The sequence below is a fragment of the Sphingomonas sp. SP2 genome (assembly GCF_058313385.1).
The window spans coordinates 1,845,371-1,860,870 of record NZ_JBZFLD010000001.1; the positions used below are offsets into that span (position 1 = coordinate 1,845,371).

The window sequence follows — 15,500 nt, forward strand, 5'->3', positions numbered from 1 at the left end:
CCGAGGGTGGGAGCCGGAACGACCCGGAACGAAATCGTTGTGGCTGCTTCCTTCCGGACCTGACCAGGTTGGCGACGGCTCCGTCCGCCCGACTCCCGCGGCGCATATGGCGGGACATGGGCCGGAGCGCAAGAAGTGGCGCAGCCTCGCCCCGCCGCTTACAACCATCCGCGATGACCGACGACGAATCGCGCCACGACGAACCCGGCCTTGGGCTCGACCTTCCTGCGCAGCCGCTGGAGAAGAGCGCGGGGGCGTCGCCCTACCGGGTGCTCGCCCGCAAATATCGTCCGCAGAGCTTCGCCGAGCTGATCGGGCAGGAGGCAATGGTCCGAACGCTCGGCAATGCGATCGCCAGCGGCCGCATCGCCCACGCCTTCCTGCTGACCGGGGTGCGCGGGGTGGGAAAGACCTCGACCGCAAGGCTCGTCGCCAAGGCGCTCAACTGCATCGGTCCTGACGGGAACGGCGGCCCGACGATCGACCCTTGCGGCGTGTGCGAGCTCTGCCGCGCGATCGCCGAGGGGCGCCACATCGACGTCACCGAGATGGACGCCGCGAGCCACACCGGCGTCGACGACGTCCGCGAGATCATCGAGGCGGTGCGCTATTCGGCGGTCAGCGCGCGCTTCAAGATCTACATCATCGACGAAGTCCACATGCTCTCGAAGAACGCCTTCAACGCCTTGTTGAAGACGCTCGAGGAGCCGCCCGCGCACGTGAAGTTCCTGTTCGCCACCACCGAGGTGAACAAGGTTCCGGTGACCGTGCTGTCGCGTTGCCAGCGCTTCGACCTTCGCCGGATTCCGGCCGAGAAATTGGTCGATCATTTCCGCCGCATCGCCGAGATCGAGCAGGTCGAGATCGAACCCGACGCCCTGACGCTCGTCGCGCGTGCCGCGGAAGGTTCGGCGCGCGACGGCCTGTCGCTGCTCGACCAGGCGATCGCGCATGGCGCCGGGGTCGTCACCAGCGCCGCCGTGCGCGACATGCTCGGCCTTGCCGACCGCGGACGCATCCGCCGCCTGCTCGCGGTGCTCCTTTCCGGCGATGCCGGGGCGGCGCTCGCCGAGCTCGACGAGGCGCAGGCGCTCGGCATTGACCCCACCGCGCTTCTCCGCGGGCTGATGGAACAGCTTCATTCCGCCTCGCGGGCCAAGGCCGGGGGCGGGGCCGATCCGCTCGCCAGCGCCGAAGAGCGCGAGGCGAGCGAGGAGCTAGCCGCGAGCCTCGGCTGGTCGCAGCTTCATCGCCTGTGGCAGTTGCTCCTGAAGGGTCTGGCCGACGTCGCCGCTGCGCCCGACCCCAACGAAGCCGCGGCGATGGTCCTGCTGCGGATCATCCATGCCGCCGAACTTCCCGATCCCGCAGCGCTGATCGCCCGTCTGCAGGATGGGGGCGAGACGAGCTCGGCGTCGCCGGCGTCTCGTGGTCCGGCACCTTCTCGAAGCGCTCCGGCGGCACAGACGCCCGTTGCGCCACCGCCGCCGCCGGCCGCACAGCCCGAGCCGCAACCGACCGCGCCCGCCACCTACCGCGAATTCGTCAAGGCGCTCGAGGACGGCGGCAAGGCACTTCGCGCGGTCCAGCTTCACAATCAGGTCGGGCTGGTCAGCTATGCGCCGCCCGATCTCGTGCTGAAGCCGCTCCAGCCGCTCGGCGCGACCTTCGCCCGCGAACTCGCCGACGACATCCGCGCGGTGATCGGCGAGCGCTGGCAGGTCACGCTCGGCGACGGCGAGGCACAGCCCTCGCTCCAGGCGCAGGACAAGATGGCCGAGGACCGCGCCCGCGAGGCGATCCTCGCCGAACCGCCGGTCGCCGCCATCCTCGCCCAATATCCGGGCGCCACCCTCGAAACCGTCACCCACAAGGATTCATCCCATGCCTAGCCTCGAAGAAATCATGCAGATGGCGCAAAATGCGCAGGCCGAACTCCAGAAGGCGCAGGACAGCCTCGACAAGATCGAGGTCGAGGGCCAGTCGGGCGGGGGCCTGGTCAAGGTGCGCTGCTCAGCCAAGGGCCGCATCATCGCCATCTCGATCGACGAGAGCCTTCTCGTTCCGTCGGAAAAGACGATGGTCGAGGATCTCGTCGCCGCCGCCTTCAACGATGCCCGCGCCAAGGCCGACCAGGCTGCCGCCGCCGAGATGCAGAAGATGAGCGCCACTTTGCCGCTCCCCCCGGGCTTCCAGATGCCGTTCTGATCCCTGCCGTCGCCCCGGCGAAGGCCGGGGCCTCGGTCGGTCGAGCGCCAGCCTCCTGAGGTCCCGGCCTCCGCCGTGACCACGCTTGACACCCGGCTCCTTGCCGCCACTCTCCTCGATCAGGAGGAGACAGACACATGCATCCACTCGGCGCCATGCAGCATTGGCCGTTGCGGGTCATGCGTCTCGTCGACCATGCCGAGCGCGAGCATGGCGACCGCGAGATCGTCAGTGCCTGGGCCGACGAGAGCATCACCCGGACCAACTGGCGGGGGGTCGCAAGCGATGCGCGGCGGATGGCCAAGCGCCTGGCCGGCCTCGGCATCGCCAAGGGCGACCGGGTCGCGACGCTGGCGATGAACCACGCCCATCACCTGACCAGCTGGTACGGCACCATCGGGATGGGCGGGGTGCTCCACACCATCAACCCGCGACTCTTTCCCGACCAGCTCGCCTTTATCGCCAATCATGCCGAGGACAGGGTGCTCCTCTACGACAAGGCTTTTGCGCCCCTGGTCGAGAAGATGAAGGGCCAGTGGCCGACCATCGAACATTATGTTTGCATGGACGATGGCGAGTTTCGCGCCTGGATCGACGGCAACGACGATGATTTCGCTTGGGTCGAGGGCGACGAACGCGATCCTTGCGGCCTTTGCTACACCAGCGGGACAACGGGCAATCCCAAGGGCGTCCTCTACGAGCATCGTTCGACGATGCTTCATACCCTGGTCGAGGTGAGCCCCGACGTGTTCGAACTGTCGGGGCGGACCACTGTCCTTCCGATCGTCCCGATGTTCCATGCCAATGCCTGGGGCGTCCCTTGGGCGGCACCGATGGTCGGCGCGAAACTGGTCCTGTCGGCCGACTATCGCCCGCAGCAGATGTGCGACCTGTTCCGCGAGGAAGGGGTGACCCATTCGGCGGGCGTGCCGACCGTCTGGCTCGGCATGATCGACCATATCGAGCGCACCGGTGCCGACCTCGGATCGCTGAGGAGCGTCTCGATCGGCGGTTCGGCAGCGCCGCGCGCGATGATCGAATGGTTTCGGAGCAAGGGGGTGAGCGTCGGCCACGCCTGGGGCATGACCGAAATGAGCCCGATCGGCACCTGCGGCACGCCGCCGTCCAACTGGGACGAGATGACCGACGAGGAGCAGGTCGACTTCATCTGCCGCCAGGGCCGGATCCCGTTCGGAGTCGAGCTCCGGATCGTCGACGACGAGGACAATGTCCTTCCGCGCGACGGCGTCGCCACCGGGCGGCTCCAGACCCGCGGCCACTGGATTGTCCAGCGCTACTTCAAGGAAGAACAGGACGCGACCGACGCCGACGGCTGGTTCGACACCGGCGACGTCGCCGCGCTCCATCCCGACGGCACCATGCAGATCACCGACCGCGCCAAGGACGTGATCAAGTCGGGTGGCGAGTGGATCAGCTCGATCGAGCTCGAGAATGCGGCCGTGGGCGTGCCCGGCGTCGCCGAGGCCGCCGCGATCGGCATCGCCCATCCCAAATGGGACGAGCGGCCCATGCTGCTGATCGTCCGGCGCCCGGGCAGCGACGTCCATGCCGAGACGATCCGCGAGCATCTGGCGAAGCACATCGCCCGCTGGTGGATGCCCGACGCGATCGAGTTCGTGGAGGAGCTTCCCCACACCGCCACCGGCAAGCTCAGCAAGAAGACGCTTCGCGAGCAGTGGAAGAATTACGTCCTGCCCACCGCCGAGGCGATGGTCGGGCGTTAGGCTTTCTGCTATCGGCGCCCTCGCCAGAGGGCCGGGCGGCCGCGTCGGGGACTTGTTCCCCGCCGAGGAAAGTCCGGGCACCACGGAATAACGGTGCCGGGTAACGCCCGGCGGCCCCGGCTTATGCCGGGGTCAGGGACAGTGCCACAGAAAGCAGACCGCCGCTCTTCGGGGCGGTAAGGGCGAAAGGGTGCGGCAAGAGCGCACCGCGGCTCCGGCAACGGCAGCCGGCACGGTAAACCCCACCGGGTGCAAGATCGAATAGGGGTGGCACATGGGCCTGTTCCGGCTCGCCGCCCGGGTTGATTGCTGGAGCCGTCGCGCAAGCGCCGGCCGAGAGGAATGGCCGCACAGCCGCCGCAAGGCGGTGGACAGAACCCGGCTTACAGGCCCTCTGGCACTTTCACCGCCGACCACTAGTTAGGCAGGCAATGGCGCGTTCCACCCGATCCAATGACTGGGGCTTTCCCCGCTGGCGTTCCTATGCCGACAAGGGGCGGGATGCGGCGCGCATCCGCCTGTGCGACCGCGAGGGTTGCACCGAACCCGGCGACCGTCCGGCCCCCAAGGCGCCCAACAGCCCCGAGCGCTGGCACTTCTGCGAAGCGCACGCCGCCGAATATAACAAGAACTGGGACTATTTCGCCAATCTCTCGGCCGCCGAAGCCGCGGCGCGCGAAGCCGACGAGCAGCGCGGCGCCAATGGCTTTAAGCAGAGCGCGCACTGGCAGTGGGGCGGTCCGGGCGACGGCACCCGCAGCCGCGAGGAAATGCGGGCCTTGTCGGTACTCGAGCTCGACAGCGACGCGAGCATCGCCGACATCAAGGCCGCCCACCGTCGCCTCGCCAAGGAAAGCCACCCCGACCTCAAGCCGGGGGACGAGGACGCGGCCAAGCAGTTCCAGGCGATCCAGGCCGCCTACGATGTCCTGAAGAAGGCCGAGGAACGGCGCGAAGCGGCGAAGTGACCGCCGCTTTCGTCTCGCTCTAGTCGACCGTCATGAAGGTGGCGACGCTGTGCGCGATGGCGCGGCTTTCGTCGCCGCCATGGGCGACCCCGCGGACGAAGGCGATCTGCCGGGTCAGCTTGTAGCATTCGCAGCGGGCGATGACGGTCTCGCCCTTGGCCGCAGGACGGAGATAGTCGAGCCGCAGGTCGAGCGTCACCGCCGGCCGGAAGCCGCCGAGCGCCTGCCAGATCGAAGTCCCCGAGCAGGTGTCGATCAGGCTGACGATCGCGCCCGTCGCCATCACGCCGCTGGCGGGAATGCTGACCAGCTCGGGCCGCCAGGGCAGCGCCAGCTCGACCCAATTGTCGCCATGGGCGCGATATTCGAGACCGAGCGCGCGGCCATGTCCGACCCGCCGCGCCATCGCGAAGAAGGCGGCGGGGTCGAACGGAGCCGTCACGCCGTCGCGAAAGTCGCTCATGCGTAGCGCTTTGCCGTGTCCTGGATCAGCGCGATCATGTTGGGAATGCCCTGGGTCCGGTTGGAGGAAAGCTGGCGCGACAGGTCGAACGGCGCGAGCGCTCCGGCAATGTCCATCGCCGCAATCTCGCTCGCCGGGCGGTCCTGCACTGCGCTCAGCACCAAGGCGACGATGCCCTTGGTGATGGCGGCATTGCTGTCGGCGAGGAAATGGAGGCGGCCGCCCTCGGCCTGCGTCGGATAGACCCACACGCTCGCCGAACAGCCGCGCACCTTGCTCGCGTCGGTCTTGAGCGGCTCGGGCATTTCCTCGAGGTCGCGCCCGAGGTCGATCAGCAGCCGGTAGCGTTCCTCGCCGTCGAGCAGTTCGTAATCGTCGAGAATGGCGGCAAGGGCGGGGAGGGGCATGGCCCGGCCTTAGGGAAAGCCGGCTGCGGAGAAAAGCGTCGTCCCTGCGCCGGCAGGGACGACAGGATCACTTGTTGCGCAGGTCGTCGATCTCGCGGGCGAGGCTGTTTTCCTTTTCGACCGTGATCCGCTCGAGCACGTGGATGCGCTCCTTGAGCTCGCGGACCTCGTCGCGCAGCATGCGCGTCTCGGCACTGTCCTCGGAGGCGGCGCTGTGAATGAGGCCGTTCATCCGGTCGCGCCGTCCGTCAAGACGGCCACCGCGCAGGCCACCCCTGGCCTTGATCAGCTGGAAGATGAAAACCATGCCGATCAACAGCAGCAGAAATTCGAACGGGTTCATCTACAGCACTTTCTCACGCACGAGGTCGGACGAAGCAGGGCTGTCGCGCAGCGCTTCGATCTGCGCCGCGGTATGGATCCCGCCGTCGGTCGCAATCCGCTCGAGAACCCGGACCCGCTGCTCGAGCTCGGCGACGCGGCTCGCATATTGGGCGGCCTTCTCGGCGGTATTCTCACCCATGGCGGTGATCTGCCGCTCCTTCATCTCCATCGCGCGCATCACGACCTTGGCGAGGATGGCGACGATCGGGATCATCATTCCGATGATCGGAATCATGAGAGGACTCATGGCTACTAGTTCCTTGTCAGCTGGAGCTGGTCGATCTCGCGGGCGAGGCGGCTGCCTTCGTCCGTGACGATCCGTTCGACATTGGCGAGCCGGTCCTTGATCGAGCCGAGCTCGGCGCGGAGCTGCGCATTCTCCTGGGTCAGGAGCTTCACCCGCTCCTCGGTTTCCTTGCTCTTGATGGGGTGGAGCGCCTGGCCCCACGCGCCGTCGAGCGGATAGCCGTTCTTGATCCGCAACCAGGTGGTGATCACCCAGCCGCCGATGGCAATCGCGACGATGGTCGCGATGAACGGAAACACCACGCTGATGATCTGGATCTTGTCGTCCATCGTGCCTGGCTCCCTAGCGGAGTTGCTCGATCTCGCGAGCGAGACTGCGATTGTTGGTGAGGACATAGCTCTCGACATCGCCGAGGCGGCGGTCGATCGCCTTGAGGCTGGCGCGGATCTCGCGCGCGGTCCGGGCCGGGGAGGCGCGGACCTGCTGCCAGAAGCGCTGGTCCTCGGGGCTGTCGTTCATCAGCTCGCGCGGGCGGTCCTCGGCGATCCAGCCGGCAATGAAATAGACCGGGAGGATCGAGAAGCCGCTCAGCCACAGAGCGAGGAACATCAGGATCCGGACGACCGCCACGTCGACGCCGGTATAGTCGGCGATGCCGGCGCAGACGCCCATCACCTTGCCGTTGCGCTTGTCCTTGTAGAAGCGCGTGCGGGTCGCGGGCTGGACGCTCATCAGCGGGCCTCCCGGATCCGGCTGCGCTCGGACAGGCGGGCGAGCTCGGCGTCGATGTCGAGGTCCATGCTGTCGCGGCCCGCAAGCTGCGGCCGGTCGGGCGCGCACTGCTGGCGCCAGTTGGGATTCTCGGCGGTCATGATCCGCTCGATCGAGCAGAGCCGGTCGTCGAGCCGCCGGGCGAGATCGTGCAGCTCCTCGAGCAGTTGCTCGTCGCCGCCGGTCAGCGTCGCCGCCGTCTTCCAGCGAGTGACGTAATGCATGATCAGCCACGGCAATCCGATGAACAGGATCGCGACGACCATCACCGGGATCAGAACCTCTTCCACTACTCTATTCCCCCTTGTTCGCGAGGCGCGCCTTCAGCGCTTCCAATTCCTTGTCGACCGCTTCCTCGGCACGGAGGTCGGCGATCTCTTCCTCGAGGCTCTTCGGACCGGTCATGCCGAGCGCCTCGGCGCGGCCTTCGGCGAAGTCGGCCCGGCGCTCGAGCAGTTCGAAGCGGCTGAACGCGTCCTCGGTCCGGCTGCCGTTCAGCATCTCGCGCGCCTTGGCGCGGGTCACCGCGCTCTCGATCCGGGTCGAGATGGCGTTCTGGCGCGAGCGCGCCTCGCGCAGCTTGCCCTGGAGCTTGGCGATGTCGGCCTCATAGGCCTTGAGGGTGGAGTCGATCACGGCGACCTCTTCCTCGAGCCCCTTGGCCATGTCGGCCGCCTTCTGGCGCTCGATCAGCGCCGCCTTGGCGAGGTCCTCGCGGCCCTTGCTAAGCGCCAGCTCGGCCTTCTCGGTCCAGCTGTCGGTCAGCCCTTCGAGCCGGACCATCGCGCGGCGCATTTCCTTGGCATCCGCGATGCTCCGGGCGGCCGACGCGCGAACCTCGACCAACGTCTCTTCCATCTCGAGGATGACCATCCGGATCATCCGCGACGGGTCTTCGGCCCGATCGAGAAGCTCGGTCAGATTGGCGGCCATGATGTCCCGGGTTCGGGAGAAGATGCTCATTCTAAATATACCTCACACGTCGTGGGGTCCCTGCCTGAATTGGGATATGCAGGGGATGTGCCAATACCGGTTTTCCGGCGTTTGTGCTCCCGCCGTTCGTCGGTCTGCCTGAAATCGCTTGCCAAGACTTGGAAATTTGCACCAACTCGACCCCGTGGCGCGCGTCCAGAACTTCATCGGTTCGAGCCTTGCTTTTCTCGACGCGGTCGAGCGGGCGAGCCGTGCTGCGCCCCTGAACCGCCCGGTGCTGGTGATCGGCGAGCGCGGGACCGGCAAGGAGCTGATCGCCGAGCGCCTTCACCACCTGTCCTCGCGCTGGGCAGGGCCGCTGGTGACGATGAACTGCGCCGCGCTGCCAGAAAATCTGATCGAGGCCGAATTGTTCGGGCATGAGGCCGGCGCGTTCACCGGCGCCGCCAAGACCCGCAAGGGCCGCTTCGAGGAAGCCGACGGCGGCACCCTGTTCCTCGACGAACTCGCGACGCTGTCGAGCCCGGCGCAGGACCGGCTGCTCCGCGCGGTCGAATATGGCGAGGTCACCCGGATCGGCGCCTCGCGCCCGGTGAAGGTCGATGTCCGCATCGTCGCCGCCACCAACGAACATCTGCCCAAATTGGTCGACGAGGGCCGCTTCCGCGCCGATCTCCTCGACCGGCTGAGCTTCGAGGTCGTCACCTTGCCGCCGCTCCGGCTCCGCTCGGGTGACGTGCCTCTGCTGGCCGAACATTTCGGTCGGCGCATGGCGTCCGAACTCGAATGGGGCGGCTGGCCGGGTTTCTCGCCCGAGGCCCACGTCGCGCTCGAACGCTATCCCTGGCCCGGCAACGTTCGCGAGCTCCGCAACGTGGTCGAGCGCGCGGTCTATCGCTGGGACGATCCCGAAAGTCCGATCGCGGCGATCCAGTTCGATCCCTTCTCCTCACCCTGGTCGCTGGGCGCGCAGGGCGAACGACCCGCGTCCGTCCCGGCCGACGCCGGCGAGCAGCCCGCCGAGCCCACGCCGGCGGCGCCTGCCATGCCTTCGACCTATACCAGCGACTTCCGCGCCGCGGTCACGACGTTCGAACGCCAGATCCTCGAGGAAGCGCTGCGCGCGAACCGCTTCAACCAGCGCGCGACCGCGGCCGCGCTCTCGCTCAGCTACGACCAGCTCCGCCATGCGCTGAAGCGCCACAAGCTGATGGACGCCGAACCGGCCTGACCGAGCGGCGGGCCTGCGTTGACTTCGCTCCGCCCCCCAACCACATGGCACCCGACATCATCCGACAGGGAGAAGACCATGGCTTTCGAAGTCGCGCCGCTGCCGTACGATTATGCGGCGCTGGAGCCGACCATCGACGCACAGACGATGAAGCTGCATCACGACAAGCATCATCAGACCTACGTCGACAATCTCAACAAAGCGGTCGAGGGCGATCCCTCGCTCCAGGGCAAGAGCCTCGAGGAACTGGTCGCCGGTGCGGATGCCGGCCCCAAGGTCGTCCGCAACAATGGCGGCGGTCACTGGAACCACACCTTCTTCTGGGAAACGATGACCCCGGGCGGCGGCAACCCGTCGGGTGAGCTCGCCAGCGCCATCGACAGCGCCTTCGGTGGCCTCGATGCGCTCAAGGAGAAGTTCAACGCCGCCGGCGCCGGCCAGTTCGGCTCGGGCTGGGTCTGGCTCGTCGCGGTACCGGGGCAGGGGCTCCAGGTCACCTCGACCCCCAACCAGGACAATCCTCTGATGGACATCGCCGAGGTGAAGGGCATCCCCATCATCGGCAACGACGTCTGGGAGCACGCTTACTATCTCACCTACAACAACCGCCGCGCCGATTATCTCAAGGCGTGGTGGGATGTGGTGAACTGGGACAAGGCGGCGGAGCGCCTGGCTGCGGCCCGCTAAGCGACTAGCGTCAAGCTGGAGAACGTCGTCCCTGCCTGCGCGGGGACGACGTTTCCTTATCTAGGCCTTGAGCCGGTAGCCGGTCCGGAAGATCCACCAGATCCCGGCAAGACACGCCGCCGCAAAGGCCAGCGTCGCCGCCAGCGCCACCCCGAAGCTCACGTCCGCGGTGCCGAAGAAGGTCCAGCGGAAGCCGTTGATCAGATAGACCACCGGATTGAAGAGGGTGATCGTCCGCCACGGTTCGGGCAGCATCTCGATCGAGTAGAAGGCCCCGCCGAGGAAGGTCAGGGGAGTCACCACCAGCAGCGGGATTACCTGCAGCTGCTCGAACCCCTTGGCCCAGACCCCGATGATGAAGCCGAACAGGCAGAAGGTCACCGCGACTAGCAGCAGGAAGGCGAGCGCCAGCAGGGGATGCTCGACCCGCAAGGGGACGAACAGGTGCGCCGTCGCGAAGATGACGAGGCTCACGATCGTCGCCTTGCTCGCGGCCGCCCCGACATAGCCGATCACCGTCTCAATCGCGCTCAAGGGCGCGGAAAGAATCTCGTAGATGGTGCCGGTGAAGCGCGGCATGTGGATGCCGAAGCTCGCGTTGAAGATGCTCTCGGTAAACAGCGACAGCATCATCAGCCCCGGCACGATGAAGGCGCCATAGGGAATGCCGCCGACCTCGGTCATCCGGCTGCCGATGGCCGAGCCGAAGACGACGAAATAAAGGCTGGTGGTGATGACCGGCACGGCAAGGCCGGTCCACAGCGTCCGCCGGAATCGGTGCATCTCGAACTTGTAGATGGCGAGAATCCCGCGAATGTTCATGCGCGCGCTCCCGTATTTTCATCCCGGATCAGTCCGACAAAGATGTCCTCGAGGCTCGACTGCTTGGTATCGAGGTCCTTGAAGGCGATCCCCTCGTCACGCATCGCCGCGAGCAGCGAGGGGATGCCGGTCTTCTCGGCATGGCGGTCGAAGTCATAGGTGAGGGTCATGCCATCCTCGGACAATTGCGGAGCCCAGGACGCGAGCGCGGTCGGGACCGTCGGCAGCGGCTCGGCGAGCTGCAGGTGCAGCGTCTTGCGGCCGAGCTTCTTCATAAGCTCGGCTTTCTCCTCGACGAGGATCAGTTCGCCCTTGTTGATAACGCCCACGCGGTCGGCCATCTCCTCGGCTTCCTCGATGTAATGCGTGGTGAGAATGATGGTTGTCCCGCGCTCCTTGAGCTTGCGGACCATTTCCCACATTTCCTTGCGCAGCTCGACGTCGACGCCCGCGGTCGGCTCGTCGAGGAAGAGGATGCTCGGCTCGTGCGCAAGTGCCTTGGCGATCATCACCCGGCGCTTCATCCCGCCTGACAATTCCTTGAGGATGGCCTTGCGCTTGTCCCACAGGGTGAGGTCCTTCAGTACCTGCTCGAGATAGGCGTCGTTGCGCGGCAGGCCGAACAGTTCGCGGCTGAAGGCGATCGTGTTCCAGACCGGCTCGAACACGTCGATGTTCATTTCCTGCGGCACCAGCCCGATCTGCCGCCGCGCCGCCTTGTAGCGGTCACGCCAATGCTCGCCATTGACCAGCACCTCGCCGCCGGTCGCCGAGACCAGCCCGCAGACGATCGAGATGAGTGTCGTCTTGCCCGCGCCGTTGGGGCCCAGGAGCGCGAAGATCTCGCCGTGGGCGATGTCGAGATCGACGCTCTTCAGCGCCTCGGTGCCGCTCGCATAGGCCTTGCGCAGGCCGCGGATCGACAGCGCCCGGTCGGCCTTCCTGCTCTGTTCGCTCATTCGATCGGTCCCGGTTCGGCCGGCGTCTTGTCCTCGGCGGTGAGGCCGTGGCGCATCAGCATCGGCAGGTTGGCGGCGGCGAACAGGAAGGTGAGGGGAATTGCCCCCCACAATTTGAACCCGACCCAGAAGTCGGTGCTGCTGTTGCGCCAGACCAGTTCGTTGAGGACGCCCATCGCGAGGAAGAAGATCGCCCAGTTGCGCGTGAGCTTCTTCCAGCCGAGGTCGCTGAGGCCTGGATAGGCCGACCCCAGCACCATCTTCAGCAGCGGCTTGTCCTTCCACAGCCCGAAGCCGAGCAGCGCCGCGACGAACCAGTAATAGATGGTGGGCTTGAGCTTGATGAAGGTCTCGTTGTGCAGCCACAAGGTGAGGCCGCCGAGGATCACCACCATGATCCCGCTGAACCAGAGGAGCGGCGACACGTGGCGGAAGCGGATCGCCGAATAGGCCACCGCGGCGACCATCGCGATCATGAAGGCGCCGGTTGCGACGAAGATCTTGGCGATGCCCGGCACTGGCGCCAGGAAATTGACCGCGAAGAAGACGAGCAGTGGCCCGAGGTCGATCAGCAGCTTCGCGCCGCCGGTGGGTTCCGCCCCCTTGGCTGGCACGGCGCTCATGCCGGCAGCCCCGCAATGGCACGGGCGACCGCGCGGGGGTCGAAGGGACGGAGGTCGTTGACGCCTTCGCCGACCCCGATCGCGTGGATCGGCAATTTGTACTTCTCCGCCGCCGCGACCAGCACGCCGCCGCGCGCCGTCCCGTCGAGCTTGGTCATGACAAGGCCGGTGACCCCGGCAAGGTCGCGGAACACCTCGATCTGGTTGAGCGCATTCTGCCCGGTCGTCGCGTCGAGGACGAGAATGACGTCGTGCGGCGCCTCGGTGTTGAGGCGGCCGAGCACCCGGCGGACCTTGGCCAGTTCCTCCATCAGGTGGGTCTTGTTCTGCAAGCGGCCCGCGGTGTCGACGATCAGGCAGTCGATGCCCGTCTCGGTCGCCTGTTTGACCCCGTCGAACACGATCCCCGCCGCGTCGCCGCCTTCCTTGCCGCTGATGACCGGCGCGCCGATGCGCTCGCCCCAGATGCGCAATTGCTCGATCGCCGCCGCCCGGAAGGTGTCACCCGCCGCCAGCATCACGCCATAATCCTGCTCCTGGAGCCAGGCACCAAGTTTCCCGATGGTGGTCGTCTTGCCCGAGCCATTGACCCCGATGACGAGGATGACATGCGGGCGCGGAAAGCCCCAGATGTCGAGCGGCTTGGCGACGGGAGCGAGGATCGCTTCCATCTCTTCCGCCAGGATAGTGCGCAGCCCGCGCTCGTCGAGCTGCTCGAACTTGCGCGCGGCGATTGCGTTGCGGATGCGCTTCGAGGCCTCGGGCCCGATGTCGGACGCGATCAGCGCTTCCTCGATGTCGTCGAGGGTCGCAGTGTCGAGCGCCGCTTTCGCGCCCGTGCCGAGCCCGCCGATATTGTCGCCGAGGCGATCGGCGGTCTTGCGGAAGCCGCCGGTGAGTTTGTCGAGCCAGCTCATGATGTGATGTCGATCGTACCTTGGAAGACATGGGTCGCGTCGCCGCGCATGTGGACGGGCTGGCCCGGAGACCAGCTGATGGTCAAGGCGCCCCCGGGCATGGTCACCCGCACCGGGGAGGAGACGAGCCTGGCGCGGATCGCGGCCACGGCGGTGGCGCAGGCGCCGGTCCCGCAGGCGAGGGTCAGGCCCGCCCCGCGCTCGAATGTTTTCAGGCGGATGCTGTCGCCGGTCACCTGCGCGACATTGACGTTGATCCGTTCGGGGAAGACCGGGTCGGTCTCGATGCCGGGGCCAAGTCCCTCGATGTCGATGTCGTCGAGATCGTCGACGAAGAAGACGACATGCGGATTGCCGACGTTGACCGCATGGGGTCGCTCGAGATTTTCCCAGCCCATCGGCATCGGGTCGGTCGCCATCGGATAGGCGAGGGGAATGGCGTCCCAGTCGAAGCGCGGTTCGACCAGGCTGACCTCGACCTCGGCGCCCGCGACGGCACCGTGGATGGTCCCGCCCGCGGTCTCAATGTCGCGCGCGCCGGTCAGCTTGACCACGCAGCGCGAGGCATTGCCGCAGCTTTCGACCTCGCTCCCGTCGGCATTGAAGATGCGCATCGCCACGTCGGCGACGTCGCTCGGCTCGAGCAGGATCAGCTGGTCGCAACCGATGCCGGTGCGACGGTTGGCCAGGTGGCGGGCCAGCGCCTCGGTCATCGCCAGCGGCTCGTCCCTCGCATCGAGGATGACGAAGTCGTTGCCGAGGCCATGCATCTTGTGGAATTGCCGAAGCATCGCGGCGGACTTAGGGGGCGCAGGAACCTTCGTCTACCGCTCAGGAGTTGAGCCTTAATGCCCCGCGCTGCCCAAGACGTCATGCAAAGCCTGATTTTCTCCGCCGTGCTCGATGCGATCGCGGCGCTGAAGGCGGCGAGCGGCAATTTGCCGAACAACCTCCTGCGCCAGGTCCAGGCGATCCACGGCAACGTGACCATGGCCGACCTTCCCAAGGAATTGCAGGACGCAATCGCGGCAAGCACGCGGGCCGCGTTCGCCGGCCTCCTCAAGGAGGGCTATTCGGTCGCGCCCAAGGATGGCGGACCGATGCGGGCGCCGCCCCGCCAGGGCGAACTGGTCCAGCGCGGTGCCGACCGTCCGAGCCGTCCCGCTCCGCGCGGGCCGCGCACCGACAATCGCGGCGGTCCGCGGGGCGAGCGTCCCTCGGGCCCGCGTGGCGACCGGCCCGGCGGCCCTTCGCGCGGTCCGCGTGGGCCGCGCGGCCCGCGCCAGGGCTGAGCGTGCGCGAACCCGTGCCGGCCGTCCCGCGGCCCGCCTTGCTCGCTTTCCTGCCCGAGCGGCTGTTCCGCCCGGAACGGCCGCTGACCTATGTGCCGCTCGCCTGGCTGCTCGCGCTCATCCCGTCGCTGGCATTGTCGGCGCTCGCCAACTGGCTGTTCCCCCAGGGTGGGCCGGAATTCCCAGTGGTCGATCCGAAGCTGCAATTCTTCGGCCTCGTCATCTTCGCGCCGGTCGTCGAGACGCTGATCATGGGCAGCGTATTGCTGCTCCTCAATCGCCTGTTCGGCTTGCTTCCGGCGATCCTGCTGAGTTCGCTCGGCTGGGGCATCGCCCACTCGCTCCAGGCCGTCGCCTGGGGGCTGGTCATCTGGTGGCCGTTCCTGATCTTCTCGACGGTCTTCCTCGTCTGGAAGCAGCGGAGCCTGGTGCTGGCCTTTCTCCTGCCGATGCTCGTGCATGGCCTGCAGAACCTCGGCCCCGCGCTCCTCGTCATCCTCGAGCAGCAGCAGCGCTGATCCTAGCTCGGGATCGGCGCACCCAGTTTCTGCGCGATCCGGGCGATCTCCTCGTCGCTCGGGGGGTCGGGAAGGTCGCGGCCCGGCGTCGCCGCCTCGTCGGGAAGGCCACCACCGGTGCCGGCGATCGTCTCGTTGCGGGGCGACTCATTGGGTCCAGTGCTGATCTTCTCGCGCTCGTCCATCGGGCTCACCTCCTTATGTCGTCTGGCGGACAAGAGACGAGCCGAGCCCGTGGTTCCCGAAGGCTGCGCCCACTCGATTGATTAGCCCGGCAGGGCGGCCCATATGAGGGACAAGGGCCGCGTATCCTCGCGGCGCCAAG

General features: G+C 67.0%; 22 protein-coding genes and 2 other RNA genes. 9 read left to right on the forward strand and 15 right to left on the reverse strand.

Annotation, left to right across the window (positions count from 1 at the left end):
• Positions 1-2: 2 nt before the first annotated feature.
• Positions 3-100, reverse strand: an RNA gene (gene ffs, locus AC4GYU_RS09320) — signal recognition particle sRNA small type.
• Between the two features lie 73 nt (positions 101-173).
• Between ffs and AC4GYU_RS09325 the strand changes: the two genes are divergently transcribed.
• The 5 genes from AC4GYU_RS09325 (at position 174) to AC4GYU_RS09345 (ending at position 4,921) form a co-directional block, all read left to right on the forward strand.
• Positions 174-1,892, forward strand: a complete 1,719-nt coding sequence (locus tag AC4GYU_RS09325) for a DNA polymerase III subunit gamma/tau (RefSeq protein WP_491086611.1) — start codon at positions 174-176, stop codon at positions 1,890-1,892.
• Positions 1,885-2,208 (forward strand): YbaB/EbfC family nucleoid-associated protein, encoded by a 324-nt coding sequence (locus tag AC4GYU_RS09330; protein ID WP_491086612.1) that lies wholly within the window; start codon positions 1,885-1,887, stop codon positions 2,206-2,208. Before AC4GYU_RS09325 ends, AC4GYU_RS09330 begins: the two co-directional genes overlap by 8 nt.
• A 137-nt stretch (positions 2,209-2,345) precedes the next feature.
• On the forward strand, positions 2,346-3,953 hold the full coding sequence (locus tag AC4GYU_RS09335; protein WP_491086613.1) for a long-chain fatty acid--CoA ligase: 1,608 nt from the start codon (positions 2,346-2,348) through the stop codon (positions 3,951-3,953).
• Positions 3,954-3,976: 23 nt separating this feature from the next.
• Positions 3,977-4,355: RNase P RNA component class A (gene rnpB, locus AC4GYU_RS09340), an RNA gene on the forward strand.
• A 29-nt stretch (positions 4,356-4,384) separates the two neighbouring features.
• Entirely contained in the window at positions 4,385-4,921 is a 537-nt protein-coding gene (locus tag AC4GYU_RS09345) for a J domain-containing protein (RefSeq protein ID WP_491086614.1), read from the forward strand.
• Between the two features lie 19 nt (positions 4,922-4,940).
• On the opposite strand, the gene AC4GYU_RS09350 is transcribed toward AC4GYU_RS09345, so the two are convergent.
• From AC4GYU_RS09350 to pspA, 8 genes are all read right to left on the reverse strand, one after another.
• Complete coding sequence (locus AC4GYU_RS09350; RefSeq protein ID WP_491086615.1) at positions 4,941-5,384, reverse strand: PaaI family thioesterase; 444 nt, start codon at positions 5,382-5,384, stop codon at positions 4,941-4,943.
• On the reverse strand, positions 5,381-5,791 hold the full coding sequence (locus tag AC4GYU_RS09355) for a SufE family protein (protein ID WP_491086616.1): 411 nt from the start codon (positions 5,789-5,791) through the stop codon (positions 5,381-5,383). The genes AC4GYU_RS09350 and AC4GYU_RS09355 overlap by 4 nt, the downstream gene beginning before the upstream one ends.
• A 67-nt stretch (positions 5,792-5,858) precedes the next feature.
• Positions 5,859-6,134, reverse strand: coding sequence for a hypothetical protein (locus AC4GYU_RS09360; RefSeq protein WP_491086617.1), 276 nt, complete (start codon positions 6,132-6,134; stop codon positions 5,859-5,861).
• Positions 6,135-6,422 carry a hypothetical protein gene (locus tag AC4GYU_RS09365; RefSeq protein WP_491086618.1) on the reverse strand — a complete coding sequence of 96 codons (288 nt, stop codon included), beginning with the start codon at positions 6,420-6,422 and terminating at the stop codon, positions 6,135-6,137.
• Positions 6,423-6,427: 5 nt separating this feature from the next.
• Complete coding sequence (locus AC4GYU_RS09370; RefSeq protein WP_491086619.1) at positions 6,428-6,751, reverse strand: hypothetical protein; 324 nt, start codon at positions 6,749-6,751, stop codon at positions 6,428-6,430.
• 13 nt (positions 6,752-6,764) lie between these two features.
• Positions 6,765-7,154 (reverse strand): envelope stress response membrane protein PspC, encoded by a 390-nt coding sequence (gene pspC, locus AC4GYU_RS09375; RefSeq protein WP_491086620.1) that lies wholly within the window; start codon positions 7,152-7,154, stop codon positions 6,765-6,767.
• Positions 7,154-7,483, reverse strand: a complete 330-nt coding sequence (gene pspB / locus AC4GYU_RS09380) for an envelope stress response membrane protein PspB (RefSeq protein ID WP_491086621.1) — start codon at positions 7,481-7,483, stop codon at positions 7,154-7,156. Before pspB ends, pspC begins: the two co-directional genes overlap by 1 nt.
• Positions 7,484-7,487: 4 nt before the next feature.
• Positions 7,488-8,156 (reverse strand): phage shock protein PspA, encoded by a 669-nt coding sequence (gene pspA, locus AC4GYU_RS09385; protein WP_491086622.1) that lies wholly within the window; start codon positions 8,154-8,156, stop codon positions 7,488-7,490.
• A gap of 154 nt (positions 8,157-8,310) precedes the next feature.
• Here pspA and pspF point away from each other — a divergent pair, with 154 nt between their 5' ends.
• Positions 8,311-9,357, forward strand: a complete 1,047-nt coding sequence (gene pspF / locus AC4GYU_RS09390; protein WP_491086623.1) for a phage shock protein operon transcriptional activator — start codon at positions 8,311-8,313, stop codon at positions 9,355-9,357.
• 78 nt (positions 9,358-9,435) lie between these two features.
• Positions 9,436-10,044, forward strand: a complete 609-nt coding sequence (locus AC4GYU_RS09395; protein WP_491086624.1) for a superoxide dismutase — start codon at positions 9,436-9,438, stop codon at positions 10,042-10,044.
• Between the two features lie 60 nt (positions 10,045-10,104).
• Here AC4GYU_RS09395 and AC4GYU_RS09400 read toward each other — a convergent pair whose 3' ends face one another.
• Genes AC4GYU_RS09400 through dapF form a run of 5 tightly spaced genes read right to left on the reverse strand, consistent with a single transcriptional unit; the run spans position 10,105 to position 14,156 of the window.
• Complete coding sequence (locus AC4GYU_RS09400) at positions 10,105-10,866, reverse strand: ABC transporter permease (RefSeq protein ID WP_491086625.1); 762 nt, start codon at positions 10,864-10,866, stop codon at positions 10,105-10,107.
• Positions 10,863-11,825, reverse strand: a complete 963-nt coding sequence (locus AC4GYU_RS09405) for an ABC transporter ATP-binding protein (protein ID WP_491086626.1) — start codon at positions 11,823-11,825, stop codon at positions 10,863-10,865. The genes AC4GYU_RS09400 and AC4GYU_RS09405 overlap by 4 nt, the downstream gene beginning before the upstream one ends.
• Positions 11,822-12,448 (reverse strand): septation protein A, encoded by a 627-nt coding sequence (locus AC4GYU_RS09410; protein ID WP_491086627.1) that lies wholly within the window; start codon positions 12,446-12,448, stop codon positions 11,822-11,824. Before AC4GYU_RS09410 ends, AC4GYU_RS09405 begins: the two co-directional genes overlap by 4 nt.
• On the reverse strand, positions 12,445-13,365 hold the full coding sequence (gene ftsY, locus AC4GYU_RS09415) for a signal recognition particle-docking protein FtsY (protein ID WP_491086628.1): 921 nt from the start codon (positions 13,363-13,365) through the stop codon (positions 12,445-12,447). The genes AC4GYU_RS09410 and ftsY overlap by 4 nt, the downstream gene beginning before the upstream one ends.
• Positions 13,362-14,156: a diaminopimelate epimerase gene (gene dapF, locus AC4GYU_RS09420; protein WP_491086629.1), complete on the reverse strand. Its 795-nt coding sequence runs from the start codon at positions 14,154-14,156 to the stop codon at positions 13,362-13,364. The genes ftsY and dapF overlap by 4 nt, the downstream gene beginning before the upstream one ends.
• Positions 14,157-14,237: 81 nt before the next feature.
• Here dapF and AC4GYU_RS09425 point away from each other — a divergent pair, with 81 nt between their 5' ends.
• Both AC4GYU_RS09425 and AC4GYU_RS09430 read left to right on the forward strand, forming a co-directional pair.
• Complete coding sequence (locus AC4GYU_RS09425; RefSeq protein WP_491086630.1) at positions 14,238-14,657, forward strand: hypothetical protein; 420 nt, start codon at positions 14,238-14,240, stop codon at positions 14,655-14,657.
• A gap of 2 nt (positions 14,658-14,659) precedes the next feature.
• Positions 14,660-15,175 carry a CPBP family glutamic-type intramembrane protease gene (locus AC4GYU_RS09430; RefSeq protein ID WP_491086631.1) on the forward strand — a complete coding sequence of 172 codons (516 nt, stop codon included), beginning with the start codon at positions 14,660-14,662 and terminating at the stop codon, positions 15,173-15,175.
• Between the two features lie 2 nt (positions 15,176-15,177).
• Here AC4GYU_RS09430 and AC4GYU_RS09435 read toward each other — a convergent pair whose 3' ends face one another.
• Positions 15,178-15,360 carry a hypothetical protein gene (locus AC4GYU_RS09435; protein WP_491086632.1) on the reverse strand — a complete coding sequence of 61 codons (183 nt, stop codon included), beginning with the start codon at positions 15,358-15,360 and terminating at the stop codon, positions 15,178-15,180.
• Positions 15,361-15,500 lie beyond the last annotated feature (140 nt).